The sequence below is a fragment of the Kitasatospora sp. NPDC093558 genome (genome assembly GCF_040683475.1).
Classification (GTDB): domain Bacteria; phylum Actinomycetota; class Actinomycetes; order Streptomycetales; family Streptomycetaceae; genus Kitasatospora.
Window position 1 is genome coordinate 1 of the sequence record NZ_JBFBDY010001320.1, and the last position, 1,144, is coordinate 1,144.

The 1,144-nt window shown below is 77.1% G+C and carries 1 protein-coding gene and 1 pseudogene; both read left to right on the plus strand.

Translation table 11 applies throughout. The annotated features are described in order from the left end of the window. The first annotated feature begins 93 nt into the window (after positions 1–93). On the plus strand, positions 94–510 hold the full coding sequence (locus AB0O00_RS40670; RefSeq protein WP_363659690.1) for a hypothetical protein: 417 nt from the start codon (positions 94–96) through the stop codon (positions 508–510). Between the two features lie 38 nt (positions 511–548). Beyond that, a pseudogene (locus AB0O00_RS40675) lies at positions 549–1,144 on the plus strand (hypothetical protein); the annotation flags it as partial.

Consider the following 1,144-nt stretch of genomic DNA (forward strand, 5'->3'; position numbering starts at 1 on the left):
GGGGTGGGCGTAACCGGGCACTAGTCCGGGCGGGCGGCCCCGGCGGCCGCGGCCCTCGCCCACGGCCTCCTCGCAGGCCCCCGCACCGTGCTCGTGCCCGACCCGCCGAAGGCCGTCGCCGACCCCTGGCAGCGCTACCTCGTACGGGTCGGTCCCGCCCCCGACCCCGGCGACGGCGCCGAGACGCTCCGGGTGGCCGGCGTCAGCCTGGCCGCGGTCGCGGCCGACGGCGTCCGTGCCGTGGCCGCCGTCCTGTCGCTCACCTCGTCCTCCGGCCAGGCCTCGGCGGCCGCGAGCACGACCACGGACAAGCTCGTCGACAGCGTCCGGCGCCACGGCGGCGACCTGTGGGCCGTGTTCGCCGAACTCGGCTACCCGGTCACCCGACCGCCGGCGGCGCCCGTCCCGGGAGGCGGGGACGACTGGTGGGTCGGCTTCGCCGCGAGCGACGTCTCGGTCTTCGCCGCCGGCATCTGCTGCATCAGCGTCAACTGCCCGCCCAGGTGCTGACCGGCACCGGCGGCAGGTGAGGGAAGGAACCGGACCGGATGGACTCCGAACAGGCACCGGCCGGAACCCGCCGGTGGATCCGCTCCGCCCGGGTGCAGGACGCCGCGCTGGCCGTCGCGGTCATCGTCCCCGAGGCGTTCTTCTTCGGTGACCCGATCGCCCCCGGCACCAGCTGGCCCGCGCGGTTCGTGCTCGCCGCCTTCGCCCTGCCGGAGGCCGTCGCCCTGCTGTTCCGGCGGCGGTGGCCCATGGCGGTGTACCTCGCCGTCTGGGCCCTCGCCGCCGGCGCGAGCGTGCTCACGATCCTCACCGACTTCCACTTCACGCCGTACTTCGGCATCCTCGTCGCGCTGTACACGGTGGCCCGGGAGTGCCGCCGCCCGGCCGCCCTCACCGCCCTGGCCCTCGCGGCCGTCCCCACCGGCCTCGACACCGCGGACATCCTGACCAGCCTCGGCGCACCCGGCTACCGGACGGCCGCGCTCGTCACGGCGCTCGCGTTCTACCTACCGCTCACCGTCGCCGCCTGGGGCGTCGGCCGCTGGAGCCGGGCCACCGCCGCCGCGGCCGCGCACGACCGCCTCGCCCTCGCCCGCGCCCGCCAGGCCGTCACCCACGAACGCGGCCGGATCGC